At 43.7% G+C, this 13,997-nt stretch carries 14 protein-coding genes; 6 read left to right on the top strand and 8 right to left on the bottom strand.

The window, feature by feature from the left end; translation table 11 throughout:
* The first annotated feature begins 49 nt into the window (after positions 1 to 49).
* The 3 genes from xdhC to L0991_20405 all read left to right on the top strand — a co-directional run bounded on the left by xdhC (position 50) and on the right by L0991_20405 (position 3,459).
* Positions 50 to 931: a xanthine dehydrogenase accessory protein XdhC gene (gene xdhC / locus L0991_20415; protein ID XGB64393.1), complete on the top strand. Its 882-nt coding sequence runs from the start codon at positions 50 to 52 to the stop codon at positions 929 to 931.
* Between the two features lie 59 nt (positions 932 to 990).
* Positions 991 to 2,325 (top strand): guanine deaminase, encoded by a 1,335-nt coding sequence (guaD, locus tag L0991_20410; protein XGB64392.1) that lies wholly within the window; start codon positions 991 to 993, stop codon positions 2,323 to 2,325.
* 255 nt (positions 2,326 to 2,580) lie between these two features.
* A complete protein-coding gene (locus tag L0991_20405) occupies positions 2,581 to 3,459 on the top strand; it encodes an AEC family transporter (protein XGB64391.1) in 879 nt (292 codons plus the stop codon).
* Between the two features lie 86 nt (positions 3,460 to 3,545).
* On the opposite strand, the gene L0991_20400 is transcribed toward L0991_20405, so the two are convergent.
* Entirely contained in the window at positions 3,546 to 4,805 is a 1,260-nt protein-coding gene (locus L0991_20400) for a hypothetical protein (protein ID XGB64390.1), read from the bottom strand.
* 22 nt (positions 4,806 to 4,827) lie between these two features.
* Positions 4,828 to 5,049 (bottom strand): hypothetical protein, encoded by a 222-nt coding sequence (locus L0991_20395; GenBank protein XGB64389.1) that lies wholly within the window; start codon positions 5,047 to 5,049, stop codon positions 4,828 to 4,830.
* Positions 5,050 to 5,378: 329 nt separating this feature from the next.
* On the opposite strand from L0991_20395, the gene L0991_20390 reads away from it, so the two are divergent.
* From L0991_20390 to L0991_20380, 3 genes are all read left to right on the top strand, one after another.
* Positions 5,379 to 5,906 carry a hypothetical protein gene (locus tag L0991_20390; protein XGB64388.1) on the top strand — a complete coding sequence of 176 codons (528 nt, stop codon included), beginning with the start codon at positions 5,379 to 5,381 and terminating at the stop codon, positions 5,904 to 5,906.
* Between the two features lie 159 nt (positions 5,907 to 6,065).
* Positions 6,066 to 7,445, top strand: coding sequence for an amidohydrolase family protein (locus L0991_20385; protein XGB64387.1), 1,380 nt, complete (start codon positions 6,066 to 6,068; stop codon positions 7,443 to 7,445).
* Positions 7,446 to 7,553: 108 nt separating this feature from the next.
* Complete coding sequence (locus L0991_20380; protein ID XGB64386.1) at positions 7,554 to 8,186, top strand: DUF3299 domain-containing protein; 633 nt, start codon at positions 7,554 to 7,556, stop codon at positions 8,184 to 8,186.
* Between the two features lie 120 nt (positions 8,187 to 8,306).
* Here L0991_20380 and L0991_20375 read toward each other — a convergent pair whose 3' ends face one another.
* The 6 genes from L0991_20375 to L0991_20350 form a co-directional block, all read right to left on the bottom strand.
* Positions 8,307 to 8,828 (bottom strand): hypothetical protein, encoded by a 522-nt coding sequence (locus L0991_20375; protein XGB64385.1) that lies wholly within the window; start codon positions 8,826 to 8,828, stop codon positions 8,307 to 8,309.
* Between the two features lie 285 nt (positions 8,829 to 9,113).
* Positions 9,114 to 9,617, bottom strand: a complete 504-nt coding sequence (locus tag L0991_20370) for an RDD family protein (GenBank protein XGB64384.1) — start codon at positions 9,615 to 9,617, stop codon at positions 9,114 to 9,116.
* Between the two features lie 353 nt (positions 9,618 to 9,970).
* A complete protein-coding gene (locus L0991_20365; GenBank protein ID XGB64383.1) occupies positions 9,971 to 10,444 on the bottom strand; it encodes a GrpB family protein in 474 nt (157 codons plus the stop codon).
* 476 nt (positions 10,445 to 10,920) lie between these two features.
* Positions 10,921 to 11,787 (bottom strand): HNH endonuclease, encoded by an 867-nt coding sequence (locus tag L0991_20360; protein XGB64382.1) that lies wholly within the window; start codon positions 11,785 to 11,787, stop codon positions 10,921 to 10,923.
* Positions 11,788 to 12,095: 308 nt separating this feature from the next.
* Positions 12,096 to 13,415 (bottom strand): urate hydroxylase PuuD, encoded by a 1,320-nt coding sequence (locus L0991_20355; protein XGB64381.1) that lies wholly within the window; start codon positions 13,413 to 13,415, stop codon positions 12,096 to 12,098.
* Positions 13,416 to 13,429: 14 nt separating this feature from the next.
* Positions 13,430 to 13,990 carry an ureidoglycolate lyase gene (locus L0991_20350; GenBank protein ID XGB64380.1) on the bottom strand — a complete coding sequence of 187 codons (561 nt, stop codon included), beginning with the start codon at positions 13,988 to 13,990 and terminating at the stop codon, positions 13,430 to 13,432.
* Positions 13,991 to 13,997: the final 7 nt, after the last annotated feature.

Here is a 13,997-nt window from a genome sequence, read left to right as displayed (position 1 = left end):
AGGGCGTAATAAACAGCTAAGGAAGCACAGAAGGGATTTAGGAGGACATATGTTTAAGGATAATTGGATTCACGAACTGGCAAAACTGGAAGAGAACTACGAACCATGTGTCATGGTGACAGTGCTTGAAGACAGGGGCTCAGTGCCACGTGATGCAGGTACCAAGATGCTTGTCACTCGTGACCGAATCATCGCTACGATTGGTGGTGGTCACCTTGAACATGTGGCCACTAAAATGGCGCGTGAAATGCTGATTGCCAGTGAAAAATCGCTCAAAGTGGAACGCTTTAACCTAGGGGCTCGTTTAGGCCAATGTTGTGGTGGAATGGCAACATTAAGCTTTGAACCGATTGGCACTCAACAGAACCACCTCGTGCTGTTTGGCGCTGGCCATGTGGCAAAAGCGCTGCTGCACATTGTCGCGACCCTACCCTTCCGTGTGACCTGGATTGATGAACGTGAAGAAGTGTTCCCTGACACGCTTCCTCACGGTGTCAAAAAGCTAGTCACCGACGATCCGGTTGGCGAAGTTAAACACATGCCACCGAATAGCTACTACCTAGTAATGACCCACAACCACCAGCTTGATTTCGATTTAACGAAAGCCATTATCGACCGTGAAGACAGCCGTTACTTCGGCATGATCGGCTCGCTGACTAAGCGTAAGAAGTTTGACTTCCGCTTAGAGCAACGTGGTTACAGCCAAGAACAAATTGAAACTATGATTTGTCCGATTGGCATTAGCGCTGTGAATGGCAAACATCCCGCTGAAATCGCGGTATCGGTTGCGGGTGAACTGATCGCACACTATCAGGGCCAAGCGCTTGAACAAAAGCGCCCAACCAAACAATATCAAAATCAGGATTTGACCGATCAACACAGTCAATCAAGCGATGTAGGTGAACCTCCTTTGGAAGAGAAGATCGCCTAATACAAGTCGCAAAGCTTCGGTAGCCATAACGTTACTGAAGTCATTAAAAGGAAGTAAACATGACAACGCAACGCAAAGCTTATCGCGCCAGTATTTTACACAGCGTAGCCGACCCAAAAGACGTCGGTATCGATGAGTCTTACGAATATTTTGAAGACGGTGTTTTAGTGGTTGAGAATGGCCACATCGTCGATTTAGGCCATGCCGATGACGTATTGGCACGTCAGCCTAAAACACTCGAAGTAAAAGAATACAAAGACAAACTGATCACCTCTGGTTTTATTGATACGCACATCCACTACCCTCAAACGGGGATGATCGCGTCTTACGGTGAGCAGCTACTTGATTGGTTAGAGAACTACACCTTCCCAGAAGAGAAACGTTTCAAAAACCCAGTCTACGCACACAAAGTGGCAAAGCTATTTCTAGACGAACTGGCGAGCAACGGCACCACGACAGCACTAGTGTTTGGCACCGTGCACAAAGAGTCAGTGAACGTGTTCTTTGAAGAAGCTGAGAAACGTAACCTACGTATGATCGCAGGTAAGGTTTTAATGGATCGCAATGCGCCCGATTACCTCACCGACACTCCTGAATCTGGCTATGAAGACTCAAAAGAACTCATCGAGAAATGGCATAACCGAGGTCGCTTACACTACGCAGTAACGCCACGTTTTGCACCAACCAGTACGCCAGAACAGTTGGCGACGGTTGGGAAATTACTCGAAGAGTACCCAGACGTTTACATGCACACTCACCTTTCTGAAAACAAAAAAGAGATCGATTGGGTTCTAGAATTGTTCCCAGAACGCGACAGCTATTTAGATGTGTATGACCACTATGGCTTGCTGCATAAGCGTTCAGTATTTGCACACGGTATTCACCTATCAGACTGCGAATGCAAACGCCTAGCGGATACCGATTCTGCAATCGCCTTCTGCCCTACTTCAAACCTGTTTTTAGGCTCTGGCTTATTCAAGCTACCAAAAATGGAAGAGCACGGTATTCGTGTTGGAATGGGGACAGACGTTGGCGCTGGTACCAGCTTCTCGATTCTGCAAACCATGAGCGAAGCGTACAAAATCATGCAGCTTCAACAAGAGAAACTTCACCCTGCTAAATCGCTGTTTTTGGCAACTTTAGGTGGCGCACGTTCTCTGCATTTAGAAGATAAAATCGGTAACTTAGAAGTAGGCAAAGAAGCCGATTTCGTCGTGTTAGATCTGCACGCGACACAACTGATGCGCTTCAGAATGGAACAAGCGACCAAGCTTGAAGAAAAACTATTTGTACTGATGAGCTTGGGTGACGACAGAACCGTCAGCGAGACTTACATCTACGGTGAGAAAGCCTACGACGTCAATTTCAAAGATTACAAAAAGCTTGTGAGTTAGCGAATAACTCACTGTTGTTAGGTAACCTTTGTTGTTAAAGAACCCGTCCAGATTCGCCTAGCCTTAAAAGACCAGTTGCTAACGCCACTGGTCTTTTTTGTGCTTCATTCAAAGAAATACAAATTATTGCCAGTGGTGTGCTCAACACCCATGACGCAGCCAAGTTATGTTGGTACGTTAGACGGTGGTAGACCAAATATTGTCCGTTTAAAACTATTGTCCGCTTAAAACAACACACGCTTAGAAAGGAATTCTATGTTCGAACAGGTCGTTAGCATTCTGTTTCCCGTTTTTGCACTCGCCAGTGCTGGCTTTGCAGTCGGTCGTTGGCTTAAGCCCGATTTCAAGCCAATCAATCGCATCAACATGGATGTTTGTATCCCTGCTTTGGTGTTTGCATCGCTGACCACCATGCCACTCGACACCGAACAACTGCCGCTGATTTCTGCCTCTTTGGTTGCGGTGTTAGTGCCCGCACTGCTGATGATTCCAATCTGTAAGATCTTTAAGCTCAACTTCAAAGCTTGGGCACCGCCACACATGTTTCGTAATAGCGGCAACCTTGCGATTCCCCTGTTCACTTATACTTTTGGCGAGAGTGCATTAGCCCCAGCGGTACTGCTATTTGTGGTATCGGCGTGTGTTCATATCAGTGTAGGCTTAGCGTTATTAAGCGAAGGTAACCCGATCAAACAGATCTTCAAGATGCCAATATTCTTGGCTGCTTTATTAGCAATGACACTAAATTTATCCGGCATTGCAGTGTGGAATCCTATCTACGAAGCCACATCGCTACTTGGGCAAGCTGCTGTTCCTATCATGCTGTTGTCACTGGGCTCACAAATGGTCAACTTAAGACTGAGCGGTCTGAAAGTCGGCTTGTTATGTACAGCGCAATCTCTGTTCACTGGAGCGATCGCTTTTACGATCATCTACTTCTTCATTCCTCTACCCACTCTACACTTGCAGATGATGGTACTGTTCACCATGCTGCCACCTGCTGTGATGAATTACCTGTTTGCAGAAAGATTCAACGTAGAGCCACCTAAAGTTGCCTCAATGGTTTTATTTGGCAACTTCTTAAGTGTGGTAACGCTGCCGATACTGCTGTCTTTTGCCTTGTCGATGTCCTAAAAATTACTGCGAGACCGCTGTACGACAGGCACAAAAAATGGGCAGATAGACTGCCCATTTTTTTCATCAGGATGGAGGTAAGAGGCTTACTTCCAGAACTGAATGCTATTGAAGTTGCTGTATTTCTTCACTGCACCGTCGTACTTCGCTTTCATTGCAGCGAAGTCGCTATCCGTTAAATCAGATGCTGTTGAAGACTCTAGATCCACAGCTTTAAGCGTCTCAAGTGCACTTGCATTTAGGCTAGTTGCTGAGATTTTCTTACTACCATCATTAGTAAGCGTTGCAGACGTCACTTTCTCGCGTCCCGCAAGGTCGGCTGCAGTTGCAGTACAATTCTCGTCTCGGTTGAAACCTTTGTACCAAGTCAGCGTTTTCTCGCCATCAGCGATTTGTTTGATCGTACAAGCATCAGGGCTTAGGCCAACCAGTTTATTCGCATTATTAAAGTTATAAGCAATCAAGTCTGACGGAGACTGTTTTGAATACTTATCTTTTTGCGTGATCTTGTTGTCTGTTGAGCGAGCCATACGACTAACCGTCGAAGCAAAATAGAAATCAGAGTTACCTTTAGAAGGAGATACTGTATCTTTTATCGCCCAGAAGTACGGTGTCTTAGTGTTTTCTAAACTAACGTTAGAACCGTATAGGTACGCAAAAGAATTTACGATAGCATCTTGGCCATCAGCAAAGTTGTCAGCCCACTGGTACGCTCGGTAACCAATTTTCTGGCCATCTTCCGAGCCGTAATCCATGTAATGCTCGATGGTGAACTCACCGGAAGGCGCTTTCTTCACTTTGGCAAGATCACCTACCAACTTACCTTTGAATTTAAATAAGAAGGTGTTTGATATTTCTTGCCCATTCAGGCTGATTTTATCGATAGAGTATTGGGTCTCGTCAGCAGATCCATAGCGAGTAAAGAAAACAAGACCACTTGTCGTCTTTGCCATTGCTTTGTCTACTTTATTCACGTCAAAAGCACAATTCGCTGCGCCGTCTTCAACTTCAAAAGCAATCGTAGCGCCATCTTTAGTGATCACACAAACTTGGTTATTTAAGTTGAACTCTTTTGACTTTGCTAAAAAGATATCACTGTGTGCTGATTTAGAATTAGCAATATCATCAATTGAGCTTAGAGTTTGAGGAGAAGAATTAGCAGTAAGAGAAGAAATTGCTTCATCTAGATTCATGAATTCAACTTTATTTTGTTGAATTTTATCTACAGCGAATTTAATTGCAGCTTTAGATTTATAGTATCCCTGCAGGTTATTATCTTCGTTAGCGTAGGCCGATGTTGTTATTGATGAAACCCCAATAACTAGAGGTAATAGTATCTTTGACATAACTTAATATTCCTTCTAGCTTTTAATTGGAGTTGCTTGGTGCTTCAAAGCCAGTAATGCTTCCAGACGAAAACTCTACAGTGCTCAGTTTCTTTAACTGACTGGCACTCAGCTTAAGGGCTGAACGCTCTGAAGACGTTTTAGAAGCCGCGCTGTTGTTGTTCGAAGTATTACCTCCGCCACCACCACCGCCGCCACATGCAGTAAGTGAAGCCAGTAATATTAAGCCAATGATTTTCTTCATGCATTTATTCCTAACATTAAACGTAGACTTAATGTCCACTTCCGAATAGACACACAAGATAAAAACATAAAGTTCCCACCCTAAGAATAAATATCATTGTTGATTTTTACGTTAATGTTTAATAAAAGCCCAAAATAGAAATTCAATATAAAATAAGGTTTATATCATTCTTTCTCTCACCGCATCTCCTGAACAAAAGTGCAAAAATGAACAACAAAATATTTTATTTATTTTGACTTTATTCTCCTCGAACTTCATCTTCCTCAACTTACTTAATTAATAAAATACCATCCGATTTTCGCCCCGCTGGCATTACCTTTATAAGTCATATGAAAATTAAAAATTTAATACCTCTACTGCTATGTACCTTCTCTCACCAAGCATTGTCTGCTGCAAATTTCACTACAGATTTTGTAGAGCTTGGGATTCAAACAAAGCCAAATGGTATTAGTTTGGAAGGGGGACGAGATATCAATGACAGCCTTGCGCTTCTGGGTGGGGTAAGCTCAAATGCCGATCTCGATGAAGACAACTATGACGTCTATATCGGGCCTCAAGTTTACGGGCCTATCAACCAAGCCATCGATCTCAATACTCAATTATTAATTCATTACAACAAAGGATCTTACGCTCCGGGGAAAAGCAAAACCTTTATTGAATTCAACGCAGGGCTTCGTGCCTGGATTACTCAACGAGTAGAGGCAAATGTCATGGTGGGGGCAAATGGAGAGCATTCGATCTTTACGTTTGGCGCGAGATTCCATGCAACGGATAAAGCCGCGTTCTCGATATCTTCTAAGAATAACGGGATTTATGGGCCTCAACTACAACTTGGTGTGAGATACAACTTTAATTAAGTGACAGTAAGTAAGGGTTCTTAAAAGCAAAGTAGCCATTTGGTGACACATCTCGTAATCAACATATTTATCACAGCAAAACCCCAATACTCATCCTATATTTAACAATGGCTTAACTTCAATAAGTTCAGTTCTACGTTAATTATAAGGATATAAAAAATGAAGAAGACTTTGCTTGCCTCTTCACTCGCATTGGTAGCGTCGTTTGCCTATGCCGAACAAGAGGCTCAACTACCACAGACGTTATTTCAAAATGTCGATATCTTCAACGGCACTGAAAACAAGTTGTACGAAGACCACTTTGTATTGGTCGAAGGCAACATCATTACCTCCATTTCAGCAAAAACAATTGATGTTCGCGACGATGCCGTAGTGATAGACGGTACAGGCAAAACCTTAACTCCAGGCTTTATCGAAAACCATGCGCACTTGATGCTAATGGGCCCAAGCTTGCCAACGATGGAATCGAACACCACATGGGAAGATTTCGCAATACACGGAACGCGTATGGCAGAGATGTACCTGATGCAAGGTTTCACCACAGTTCGTGATGCAGGCGGAGCCAACGGTGGCCTAAGACGAGCCATCGATGCAGGGCAAATTATTGGGCCTCGTTATTACCCATCCGGTGCATTTTTGAGTACTCGTGGCGGACACGCCGACTTTGCTAACTACACCGCCCCTGTCGGTGAAGAAACCAACTTTAGCCGTTTGAATATGGCACAAGAAGTCGATAGCGTTGCCGAAGTCAAGAAGTACGCTCGTAACAACTTCCGCATGGGTGCAACTCAGTTGAAATACATGCAATCCGGTGGTGTGGTATCCGCCTTTGACCCATGGCAATTATTGGCAGGCTCACCAGAAGAGGTCGGTGCAGCAGTTGAAGTAGCCGATACTTACGGCAGCTACGTAATGGCGCACTCCTATCGTAAAGAGGCGATCATTGGCGCACTAAACGCAGGCGTTAAATCGATCGAGCACGGCTTTATGTTTGACTGTGAGATTTCAGAACTCATGGAAGAAAAAGGAGCGTACATCACCACTAACCTTACCGCGTTCGACCCTAACCTTCTTGAGATCCCTGCAGTTAAGAACGTTGCATCAAGTTTAGCTAAAGCAAAATCGGCTTCTGCCGCGTTTAAAGACTACATCCCGAATATGAAGAAGTGTCCAGCTCCTCGTGGCTTCCAGACTGACTGTGTAGGCTCTGTTGATGCTTGTAACATTCAAATCGCTTACGAGAAAAAGCTAAACAATGACTTCTTTGGTCCTTACGAATCATTGAAAACTCTTACGTCTGTCGGTGGTGAAATTGCCACACTATCAGGTGACTTCATGAACCCATATCCAGATGCGAAACTGGGTGTGATTGAGAAAGGCGCATACGCAGATATCCTGCTACTTGATGGTAACCCATTCGAAGACTTTTCTGTGGTAGGTACCGGTGACCAATGGTTTGGTGCCGATAAGCGACCAGACTCACCAGAAAGCATTAAGCTCATTATGAAAGATGGTGTTATCTACAAAAACACACTTTAGACATCAAGTTTCAAAGTCATAGCTCATAGATAAAGCTTGGTTCATCGGCTGTTACAAGCCGATGAACCACTTGAAACGACCTAACACCAACCAATAGCGAGCCAAACATTGATTAGATTTATCGCGCTGTTTGTATCCATAGTTTCGTTTGGTAGCCTAGCTAGTGAACCAACAGAACTCGATTGGAAAGACCTGAGACCGGTACATGCACAGAACCAAATCGTATTGCCTGAGATCAGCTATCAACAAAAACTGACTCTTCAAAAAATATTCACCTTAAGCCAGTATGACGACCCAAAGAGTAATGATGAGTTAGCCAGCCTCAAAGAAACATTGAAATCGGAAGGGCTAGACGCCGATGAATTACTGAAGTTGCGTTCAGAGTACATCGCGAATCAACAGCGAGCATCAGAAACAGTCACTCACGACTTTGACGGTAAGAAGGTACGTATACCTGGGTTCCTGGTTCCAATTGCTTTCTCAGCTCCACTCGTCGCTACCGAATTCTTGTTAGTTCCTACTGCTGGAGCTTGTATACACATGCCACCACCACCCGCGAACCAAATTGTGAGAGTCTCTTACCCTGAGGGTTACAAAGTAGAAACCGTTCAGTATCCAGTGTGGGTAGAAGGCGTGATTTCATCAAAACTGACCACCGATAATGTCTATCTTGTCGATGGCGATACCGATGTCACCATGGGGTACGATATGAATGCTTCGTTGGTAGTAAATTACCACTAATCTCCTAACCGTTAACAGCTAGGCAGGTTCAAACATGAAATGTCACTGAACTTACCTTCGATGTAAATCAAAAGAGCCTACACCCTAGGCTCTTTTTTCATCTCACCAGTAAGTCGTCACTTACTGTGCGCACTTATCTAACTTAAGCTCTGCTGTCACCTTAGTTAGGCGCAGAGCAATCGCGAAGCACACTAAGTAAGGACTCACATACCAGAAGAGGCTCTCTAATGGCTGCTTTACCTGTGCCTCTCTGGTTTTTATGTATTGATTTTTCTGTTTTTCATACTGGCTCAGCATCCCACTCACCCAAACTGCATCGCTTTCCACTAACGGTACGCTAGGTGCAGGAACCGTAAAATCAGCCGCATTTGGCAACAGAGTGAAATCCACATCTTTAAACGTCATCGCAGTGTTCAAATACCACAAACACGCTTCATGGTGCTGCCCATGATTGTCTAGTGATGGTTGTCCATTGCACACATCACTTCTTAACTTATCCAAAGAAAACTGCTGTACAGATTCTAAAATTGCCACAGCTCTGGTTTGCTCGGTCTCGACCCAGTCACCTGCGACTTTGGCACGAATTTCAGACACAGCACCGAGCATCCCAATACCCGCCAGTAACGGCCACAAATAGTCCATCAGTTTCCATTTTCGTCGGCTCAAATTAAACCCACACCAAATAGGAAGGTGTAAAAGGAGCGTCAGCCCCAGTGATAGAAAAACGAAATTCAAAGAGCTAGAGAGCATGAGTTCGCTATCGAAGAAGTTCTTCATAATGAGTTACTTGCTGTTAAACAAGGAGTGGTTTGATACTAAGAGCGATATGAGAAAAGAGTGTAAGGGGAAAGTAAAAACAGCACCAAGAATTGGAGCTAGTGCTGTTTATTTGAGCATGTAATTATCGAGACAAACCTTACTTTGGAATTATTCGATAGTACTGAAATCTAGATTTCTGGGCACCGCCACACTAACCACCTGAGTGCCTGCGATTAAATCATGCAAGCAGCGTCTATTTTTTCGGAAAACAAACAGGTAATTAAGAATCGATATAAACTGACCAATAACAGGAATATAAACAAAGATGCTTATAGGTAAAATTCGTTTGATCACTATGTTGAACAGTCCTATTTGCCTACCGTCCATATCAACAATCGCAATTTCCATTACATTTTTTCCAATCGTTTGTCCCTTCTTCTGCAGTAAGTAGCCATGACACAATAGGAACACCACCCAACCATATATAAACATCATTATTTGTTCGTGTAATTCAACGGCCCCATTAGAAAGGGCTCGATCGAACAAATTGGTATATAAAGCAACTGGAATCATAGCAGTCGCATAAATGAGGCCATCGATAACAAACGCCCAAAAGCGAGACCATCGAGATGCGAGCACAGTTTCGGGTGTATTTTCTACTACTTCAGACATGTCCTTTCCTAAAGTGATATTGATTATGAACGTCGAGAAATCGATTTTTGATAGCGTTAGGTTGATGTACTGATAGACAAATCTTGAAATTAATTCGAAAGAAAACACTTTGCTTTCAATAGATAAGACACGCTTTATAAAATCGAGAAAAACATAACACAAACAAATACCAAAACTAATACACCATGCAATATATGTGAGCTTAGTTGCTTAAATTTCGACTATGAAACGCAATAAGATAGGTTGAAGGGAATTTAAGAAAGTAAATTTCCAGAGGTGTTGATTTTTGACCTAACAGTTTGTATTAATAGGATTTTTGTCAATTGGACAATTAGAGGTGAAGCGTACTGGTGCTATTTCAAAGCCAACACATGCTCGATAAAAGTCGCTTTCTTTTCACGGTACTCTTCTTGCGGCCAACCTTCACAAGACATTTTGAGAGCGTTGTATTGCTTAACTAAGGCAGGAGCTGCACGTAGCTTGTCACGAAACGTTAGAAAGCATCCAAACTCAGAACCATTGGCGACCACTTGCAATGCCACATCTTCAGAGGATATGGATTCCAACATGCACAATTCGGGCGTTCTTAGCGTATCGAGTTTCTCTTTAAAGCCGAGTGTTGTAAGTCGTTCTACAGCATCCTCAAGCTCGTTGGACTCAACGCCAACGAAGATATCTAAATCGCCCTTAGATACGGCCAACGGAATGGACGATGCGCCGACGTGCTCAACTCTCGCGTTAAGGAGTAGCTTCTTGATATCACGTTCGTATCGTTCAAACATCTCATGGCAAGCAGCTTGATATTGTTCTGCTGGGTAAAATTGCATGCGTCCTCACTATTCAAATTAGCACTAGTGCACTAAAGGCTATTAAATACGCCTATTGCTAAAAGAAACAGAACGATACTAATAATCCCAATATTAGATACTCGCTCCCGCTCTTTTTCGTCAGGCGTAAACGAAGGAAAACGCCCTAAAGTGAACACCTTAGATACAACCCACCCCACGCTAAAGCAAATGATATCCATAATGAAGAACTGGAAAAGCATTCGAAAAAACGCACCAACGAACCTAAAGAGTGTGAGTACTATGTCTTCCATTTTCTTCCCTATTTAAAGTCAACTTGGGACAGAAAGTGCCATGGGTAGAGATTCATATCAAGTCGCTTGTGTGGGATAACTCGTTAAATCAGTTATTTAGTTATTGGTTGAGCGAAAATCGATAAAACTGTAGTTAAACGTTCAGTTGGAAGTTCGGGGGATTTTACTAACACACGGAGAATTTCAATTTGTCTAAATAATAAATTATCTACGACCAAAGTTTACTTTTAAGACATTGTGGTGCTCGGTCTGTTCAACCAAATTTTGACGTTTCCAAACTGGGTTTTGCTTCCAATGCAACCCTGTGTTTTGAATCAATATCCCGCCACCGCAGTGTGAAGATAAGCTCCCTGTCATTTTGATATCACCGATCTTCGAGCTATCAGGAGTAAGTTCAATTCTTGTTCCCGCGATCGTTATATTTACTTCTACAGCAGTTAGTGGAAAGCTCAAATCATCGAACACATCGTAACCATATTTCTTAATTGCTTGATCTTTACTTTTTAGCTCTATAAAACGCAAATATAGATAGTCTCCATTGGGATAACTTAATTCCAACTCTTTCCCTTGTGGAGGGCTTCTTAAATCAGTTGGTGAGCCAATGTTCTCCCAAGAATTATCTTCAATTATGATTCGCTCTTCTGATTCTAAACTCAGCATATTAACATTCAGTCGCAAATAGCCATCTTCGTCTCTTATTAATGAAACCAGATCTACATTATCGATAGTGATTATCTTTGGCGTTTCATAATAAAAGTTCCCGCCAACAACGGCGAGCAAGTCCTTACGTAGCCAGTCCAAACTCCCCTTAACCAAACCTGCATTTACTTTATCCCTTTTCAAAGCATGAAGTTGATCCACCGTATAAGCCCCGCCATCTGCTTTCTTATGATGTTGTGCACACAAAGCGATCATACCTTCGGGTTCATTGTGAGCTCTCACGCTTACTGGAGGATCAAAATGATGGTATTCAAGATAAGGGTTTCCACACCCTTTGACTGGACAGCCAAAACCAACTTCAGTGCGAAGCACCTTTTTTACTGCCTTGGGGATAGGCTTTCGTCCCGACATATATCGTAACTCCAACATTGAATAGTATTTAAGGTCAGCAGAACATGTAGTTTTAAACGCATTCAAGCGAATATTACCAATAGCATTTCATTCCAAACACTTTAATCTACATATGCACATAGAGTCACCAAATGAATGATATTTCAGCTTTTCCTTTGTCCAAAAACAAAAAGCCCCGGTTATAGGAACCGGGGAAACAGGGTGGGATGAGTTTGGCGCGTGCCCGTAAGACCAAACTCTCCCCAAGCCTCACCTAAGACTCATGCTCTTAGGTAAAGGATGCTGAGTACTGTTATTAAAAAGTACGGTTATTGAATCGTAGCGCCTTGTTCTACCCAAGTGCCGATGAGTGCTCGCTCTTCGTCGGTCATTTGAGTCATGTTACCAAGAGGCATCACCTGAGTTGTTACGGTTTGAGCAACAATCCTAGGTACATTAGCTTTGATCTCTTCTGGCGTATCAAGCATTACACCCGCTGGCGCAGCAGCAAAAGCGGCGTGGCTAGGCGTTGCAGAGTGACACACTGAACAGCGCTCTTGAATGACCTTGTTAATGGTTTCAAAGCTGACACCTGCACTCGCCGTTGGCTTGGCATGGTCGGCAGGCACTGCTTGAGAGTCAGCCGCCGTTGAAGCCGTGTTGCTCGAAGCGATCTCTTCAGTCGCCGATTCCGTCGTGCTCACAGGAGCTTCTTGTACCACTGGTGCTTGCACTACCGGAGTCATCTGTTTTTTCGCGTAAGGTGAGGTAACAAACGCGAGAGTAATCATACCCAGTGCCGCTACTGGCACTGTCCATGCGAACTTCTGACTGCCATGACGTGTATTGAAATAGTGACGAACCAAGATACTGAAGATTGCTAGGCCAGCAAGGATCAACCAGTTGTATTCCGAACCATAAGTGCTTGGGAAGTGGTTACTGATCATGATGAACAGCACTGGCAGTGTCATGTAGTTATTGTGACGAGAGCGTAGTAGACCTTTCGCAGGCAGAGCTGGATCCGGTTCGCGTTTCTCTTCAATCGCTTTCACCAAATTGCGCTGCGCAGGCATGATGACGCGGAATACGTTACCCACCATGATGGTACCGATAATGGCACCCACATGGATGTAAGCACCACGACCACTGAACACTTGCGTAAGACCGTAAGTTGCACCAACTAGACCAACAAAAAGTACTAGGCCAAGTAGAACCGGCGTTTTGCCTAGCGGCGAATCACATAGTAGGTCATAGATAAACCAACCTGCGATAAGAGAGCCAATACCAATTGCGATTGCCGTTGTTGAATCAAGGCCAGAGCCTGGTGCAATGAGGTAGATTTCTGCGTTGAGGTAGTAAACCACCCCCAGTAGACACACACCTGTGATCCATGTGAAGTAAGCTTCCCACTTGAACCAGTGTAGGTGCTCTGGCATTTCTGGTGGCGCGAGTTTGTACTTCTCTAGGTGATAAATACCACCACCGTGAATCGCCCATAAGTCGCCTGAAAGGCCCGTTTTAGGGTTAACTCGGTTAAGGTTGTTCTCTAACCAAACAAAGTAAAATGATGCGCCTATCCACGCAACACCAACAATCATGTGAATCCAGCGAATTGCTAAATTCAACCACTCTGTAATATGCGGATCCATAATAAACTCCTGTATCACAACGCTTTAGCTAAGCGTTGCTCTTCCTTGTTGTCTTCCGTTGGCATATCTTCCAAATGCAATGCCACTAGGTCGTTCTCAAAATAAACTTCATCACAGTTATGTCCTTCTCCGCCTCTATCGACGATCAAGAACTGGTCTTGATCCGTAAGTGCAAGAACCGGGTGATGCCACACCCCTTTGTGATAGTTCACTCCTTGACGGCCGTTGCTTAAGAAAGCTCGGCAATTGGCTAACGATGGGTTACCGCCTTTTGGGGCAACAACAATTAAATAGGGTTGACCAAGTAATGGAATGAATGCCTGAGAGCCAAGTGGATGACGCTCTAGCATTTTGATGGTCAGTGGGTAGCTCAACGGCGTAGCTTGGAAGATGCTGATGATCGCTTCTCCGCCTTGGTCTTGCACATCCGTTGTCGCTAGCTTGTGGTAGCGACGTGTTGATCCACTGTTGATCATGAAGAAATCACTATTATCAGATTCGATAACATCACCAAACTCAGCAAACGCTTGCTTAGTTAACGGTTCGATAGTTAAACGACGTATTCCATTACTCATACTGATT

It is taken from the genome of Vibrio chagasii (assembly GCA_041879415.1).
In the GTDB taxonomy this organism is placed as follows: domain Bacteria; phylum Pseudomonadota; class Gammaproteobacteria; order Enterobacterales; family Vibrionaceae; genus Vibrio.
The sequence above is the reverse complement of the archived record's forward strand: the minus strand, read 5'-3'. Positions and strand labels throughout refer to the sequence as shown.

Bases quoted from the DNA above. Each gene is read 5' to 3' on its own strand.
- L0991_20370 (XGB64384.1), bottom strand. From the start codon at position 9,617: ATGTCTGAAGTAGTAGAAAATACACCCGAAACTGTGCTCGCATCTCGA.
- L0991_20405 (XGB64391.1), top strand. From the start codon at position 2,581: ATGTTCGAACAGGTCGTTAGCATTCTGTTTCCCGTTTTTGCACTCGCC.
- L0991_20355 (XGB64381.1), bottom strand. From the start codon at position 13,415: ATGGATCCGCATATTACAGAGTGGTTGAATTTAGCAATTCGCTGGATT.
- guaD (XGB64392.1), top strand. From the start codon at position 991: ATGACAACGCAACGCAAAGCTTATCGCGCCAGTATTTTACACAGCGTA.
- L0991_20360 (XGB64382.1), bottom strand. From the start codon at position 11,787: ATGTCGGGACGAAAGCCTATCCCCAAGGCAGTAAAAAAGGTGCTTCGC.
- L0991_20365 (XGB64383.1), bottom strand. From the start codon at position 10,444: ATGCAATTTTACCCAGCAGAACAATATCAAGCTGCTTGCCATGAGATG.
- L0991_20390 (XGB64388.1), top strand. From the start codon at position 5,379: ATGAAAATTAAAAATTTAATACCTCTACTGCTATGTACCTTCTCTCAC.
- L0991_20400 (XGB64390.1), bottom strand. From the start codon at position 4,805: ATGTCAAAGATACTATTACCTCTAGTTATTGGGGTTTCATCAATAACA.
- L0991_20375 (XGB64385.1), bottom strand. From the start codon at position 8,828: ATGGACTATTTGTGGCCGTTACTGGCGGGTATTGGGATGCTCGGTGCT.
- L0991_20385 (XGB64387.1), top strand. From the start codon at position 6,066: ATGAAGAAGACTTTGCTTGCCTCTTCACTCGCATTGGTAGCGTCGTTT.
- L0991_20350 (XGB64380.1), bottom strand. From the start codon at position 13,990: ATGAGTAATGGAATACGTCGTTTAACTATCGAACCGTTAACTAAGCAA.
- xdhC (XGB64393.1), top strand. From the start codon at position 50: ATGTTTAAGGATAATTGGATTCACGAACTGGCAAAACTGGAAGAGAAC.
- L0991_20395 (XGB64389.1), bottom strand. From the start codon at position 5,049: ATGAAGAAAATCATTGGCTTAATATTACTGGCTTCACTTACTGCATGT.